Here is a 5,120-nt window from a genome sequence, read left to right on the forward strand (position 1 = left end):
GACCCCGACGAAGTTCTGGTCAAATTTCTCACGGGTGCTTCGCCCAATTGGGGCCGGTTTAGCGATCCAGAGGTTGACGAACTATACGACCTCAACTATGAGCTTTTAACAAGCTCCCGCTATAGTCTGAAGGACTTAGCGGTGAGTTGTTGACTGAGAAAATTAGCTCGACAACGATGACGCTGAATCTTGCCACTGGAAGTCTTAGGGATACTCCCAGGTTTTAACAGTGCTACATCATGAACCTGCAGTTCGTGGTCAGATGCTACTGCCCGACGAATATGTCTGACTACCTCCTGTGTGTCTAACTTTCGTAGGTAAGTCCGCTCTACTTCCTGAACAATGACTAGTCGCTGTTCACCGTTGACCTCCATTACAAAAGCTGCTCCTGAAGCTGGTCGTAAAGCAAGATGACTCCGCTCCACCGTCAGTTCAATATCTTGGGGATAATGATTGCGACCGCGAATGATAATAACATCCTTGAGGCGACCTGTAACAAATAGTTCTCCATTGTTTACAAATCCTAGGTCTCCAGTCCGCATAAATGGACCTTTTCCTGTATCTGCTATGTAGCCATGAAACGTCTGTTTTGTTTCCTTTGGTTTCTGCCAATAGCCACCAGCTACACTGGCACCGGACACCCAAATTTCTCCTACTTGGTTATCAGCGCATAGCTTTAAGGATTCAGGGTCAACGATGGCAATTTTTTGGTCTAACCATGACTGGCCACAACCTACAACCTTACGGACACCTGTAACCTCGCTACAGAGGGGTATTACTTTATTTTGCTCTAATGCTTTCCCATCAAGCGAACAGATAACTGGTTGCTTTGTTTTCAACCCCCCAGACACAAATAACGTCGCTTCTGCCATGCCATAGCAGGGGTAAAACGCCTCTTTTCGGAAGCCACAGGGGCCAAATTTAGCAGCAAACTGCTCTAGAGTCTCGGCACGGACTGGTTCTGCTCCTGTAAAAGCCACATCCCAGCTGCTCAGATCTAGAGTAGCCAACTGGTCTGGCTTAACTTTACGAACGCACAGGTCATAAGCAAAATTGGGGCCGCCACTAGTAGTAGCTTGGTATCGTGAAATGGTTTGTAGCCAAAAGATAGGTTGCTGGAGAAATGCCAGGGGTGAGATAAGAATTGCTCTTATGCCCAAATACAAGGGCTGCAATACATTTCCAATCAGTCCCATGTCGTGGAAAGTCGGCAACCAACCTACTACACTTGTTTGCTGGCTATTATGTCCGAAGGCTTGCTTAATCATCCGCTCATTGTGTAGCAGATTACCGTGACTCACCATCACTCCCTTGGGTGTTCCCGTAGAACCGGAGGTGTACTGGAGAAAAGCCAGGCTACTGCTGTCTAGGGTTGGTTCAGACCAGTCCAAGCCTTGGTCGCAATCGCATTTATTGGTAGCAAGCAGGTGCAGCCTCCCCAGAGCTGGATGCTGGGCAAAGCGACTGGTTAACTCGGTCAATAGAGATGTGGTAGTTAGGGCAAACAACGCCTCTGCATCTGATGCGATCGCTAATAACCTAGAGAGATTGTGACTGCGTCGGGGTGGTGGATAAGCGGGCACGGCAATTACGCCAGCGTACAAGCACCCAAAAAAGGCAGCAATGAAGTCTATACCTGGTGGATAGACTAGCAAAGCTCGTTCTCCCGTTGCCCCCAGAGACTGCAACTGGCAGGCGATCGCCCTTGAGCGTTTGTCTAATACCTCATAGGTGATACGATCAGTTTCTTCTTCCCCTTTTTCTAGGAAGGTATAAGCGATTTTAGCAGGCTGAGTTAGGGCTCTCAAGCGCAACAACTCTACCAGATTGGAAAACTTCTCGTCAAGGTCTGAACATCTGATATTTTCCAAGTTTCAAGCTCCTTGGTAGATAGCGTTTTTCAACGCTTACTTGCTCCCTTACAACAGTTTTTTACTGTTTTAACTATACTTCGGTGTGCTTATTTTTTGAGCGTTGATAGCGCCCTATACTAAGCACGATTAAAAAACTATCACAAAAAAAAATACTTGTCAACCCTAATCGTAACTAAAATCTGCTTGACTCTCGTCCAACCATAGCTATATATACCTGAGTTCGATATAAGGGATAAATCTGAAAATCAATCAGAGTAAAGCTTGTGTCAATAATCTGCGTTTATTGACATCAAAAGTTCAAAAAATACTAGTCCAAAAAATCTCAGGGGGTGACAAGCTAATTGAAAATCTTACAGGGGTTAGGTTTTAGGGGTTAGGTTTTAGGGAAGATTGTCAAGCGGGATGGATTTAATAAAACTATAGAAGAAGTTTAATTGGTAAAATTTGCTTCAATTGCTGGCAAATACAAATGACTCCGATGCGCTCATTTTACCCAAAACCTAAAACCTAAAATCTAACACCTATCTAGGTTTGATATTTGTTGTCACCCCGTGATCCAAAAAATACTGTCTTGATAAATTTAACTAAAGAAAAAAAGAATTTACAAGTTAATGAAACTAGTAATTTTTGTAAGTTTGTTAGACCCTCTTTTGTCAAATTTAACGAAGGCTTTTTGGGTTGAAAATAATAAGCAATTAAACCAGCGACGACATTGACCAGAAAATTAATAATGCTAGGATGACGATAATGTTCAATGTCTTGATGCATCGCTTTGTGAAATATTTTTTAACTGGTCATTAACTGTCTCAATTAAAGATCTTTTTCTGAGCATTATTTGTTTCCAGAAAAGCATTAATTTATTATTCATATTCTTTTTGAGAGGTGTAATGAGTTTGATGTTTTTGTTCCAGACTTCTGACCATAATTCTTTTTTGATATAACCTTGATCTCCAGATAACCCCAGATATTCTGGGTTAAATCTGGCACAGGTACAGTGAAGTTTAAAGCCAAAAAACCAACCCATAGAACTTTTGCCCCAGGCCGCTAAACTAGTAAATCCCTTAATTATTAAATGAAGTTTAAAGCCAAAAAACCAACCCATAGAACTTTTGCCCCAGGCCGCTAAACCAGTAAATCCCTTATTTATTTTGGCTCTTTTGGGATGGCAAATTGGTATGGGTATACTGTCGATAAAACGTTCTTCCTGTCACTGGTACTGTACGATAATTTAGATAAAAAATTAAAGGCATCAAAGTCTGATAAATTAACTCAACAAATCGATTGCAACTAACTAATCGAGGAAAGTTTTGTTGGTAAAATTGAATTAAATGTTGATAATAAGCCTTGAAAATTCGATAAATTTAACGATTAAAATCAACAATAATATTCATGATTTCACTCAAACACAGTTTACTTTTTCGGATTATTTTTTTTGTTTGATGTGCAATTAGCTTCGACTTGAAGCTTTCTTCAAAGACTAAACAAAAGTCGTCTATTTCACAAAACAATTTTTCAATTTCCATGCTCTGTTTCTCTCTGAAAAATAATTATTTATTATCAGAGGTTTGGTGCAAAAAAAGAAGATAATGTTAATATTATTTAATTTAAAGTAATAAAAATTTACAATCATGGGAAGTAGTTAACGACAAGGATTTATCAATAATCATTGATTATTGATAATTGCTCCGACAGAACAAAACTCTGTAACTCAGGTGAGTTGGTGTTTGTAGCTGATTTTCTTACGTCGAACTCAGGTTAATCGTAACTAAATTCTGCTTGACTCTCTTCCAACCATAGCTATATAGCGTTTCTCATAGCTATGAGGTACACTTTTGATTGGCACTTATTGCCTTAAGAGCTTCTTGCCTTGCTGCCTTCTGCCTTCTGCCTTCTGCCTTAAAAGGATAAGCAATGTCGCTCATGACTATGAGAATTGCTATAAAACCTAAGTAATCTGACTCATATGCTCCTCCAAAAGCTTTTTAGCCCGAGGCTTATAAATCAGATGGAACAACGCTTCTAGATAACGCAGCATATCCTCCTGGTTTGCCTTAGACGTATAGTTCCAGAAGCCGTAAATCCCTGCTAAGGATAGCAAGCGCGTAGTGTGGATTTTCCAAGTATAGGTGCTGTAGACTCGTTCTATGCCCTGATTGGAAATTTCCTCCCAGTACTGGGGATTTTCCTCGCACTTAGTCACAAAATCCTGGATTTTCTGAGCCATTTCCTCCTGGTTAGTAGGGTTAATCAGGATACCATTGACCTTGTCCTGAATAATCTCCAACGGTCCACCAAATTGGGTACCAAAGGTTGGTAAACCAGAAATCATCGATTCCAAAATTGTTAGACCAAAGGCTTCAAACAGCGCTGGCTGAACAAAAATACCATGACGGTCAGCAATCACCCGATAGACTTCACCACAGTCACTCTTTGATAAGCGCACCCCTAACCAGCGGATCTTGCCGTAGAGATTATACTCCTCAATAATCTGGTAAAGCTTGACAATTTCTGCCTTTTCTTCGCTGTCGCTGGAGTCTTCAGTGCGCAAGTTACCCGCAATTAAAATCAAGTTACAGTGTTCCTGCAACTTTCGACTCTTACCAAAGCATTCCGCTAACCCAGTCAGGTTCTTAATGCGGTCAAGACGAGCCATGGAAAAAATCGGGCGCTTGTTAGGATAATCCAGTTTGCCAAACACCTGGGCCTCGTCGTCTAGGGTAAACAGCAATTCATCCAACCGCTTAATATCACTAGCTACTCGCCCTTGAGTGCGGGTGTAGGGGAAGAAGACAGTTTCATTTACTCCCGGTGGCACTACATTAAACTTCGCAGAGAATAACTCAATGCCATTAATCACATGATACAGGTCTGGCATGGTGAAGTTCTGGTAAGACTCATACTGACCCACACTATCAGCAGTACCCACAATTTCCTGATAGGTACTGCTGATAATAAAATTAGCCGCATTCATGGCAATTAAATCAGCAGTAAATTGCAGGGAGAAGTGGTATTGCTGTTCTGAGTCTTGCCAGTACAGGTTACTAAATAGGTATTTGGACTTTTCTAGGGCATGGGCAATATTGCACTGGGTAACTTTCAACCGTCGCGCCAGCAGGAACGCTACTAGTGGTCTGTCAGTTTTAATTTTGTGAATAGAATGGATGTTAAAGAAGTAATCCTCATCTGCCATTACCCATCATCTGAGAAACCATGGAGAAACGTTACATTGTTCGGTTAACACTTGAA

Annotated in this window: 2 protein-coding genes and 1 pseudogene; all 3 read right to left on the bottom strand. The window is 41.4% G+C overall.

Annotated elements, in window-relative coordinates; genetic code table 11:
- Positions 1–119: 119 nt before the first annotated feature.
- A complete protein-coding gene (locus F6K49_RS34845; protein ID WP_293104032.1) occupies positions 120–1,871 on the bottom strand; it encodes a fatty acyl-AMP ligase in 1,752 nt (583 codons plus the stop codon).
- A gap of 754 nt (positions 1,872–2,625) precedes the next feature.
- Positions 2,626–3,066 carry a transposase gene (locus F6K49_RS34850; RefSeq protein ID WP_293104035.1) on the bottom strand — a complete coding sequence of 147 codons (441 nt, stop codon included), beginning with the start codon at positions 3,064–3,066 and terminating at the stop codon, positions 2,626–2,628.
- Positions 3,067–3,819: 753 nt separating this feature from the next.
- Positions 3,820–5,001: pseudogene (locus F6K49_RS34855) on the bottom strand (glycosyltransferase); the annotation flags it as partial.
- Positions 5,002–5,120 lie beyond the last annotated feature (119 nt).

It is taken from the genome of Moorena sp. SIO3I6 (assembly GCF_010672095.1).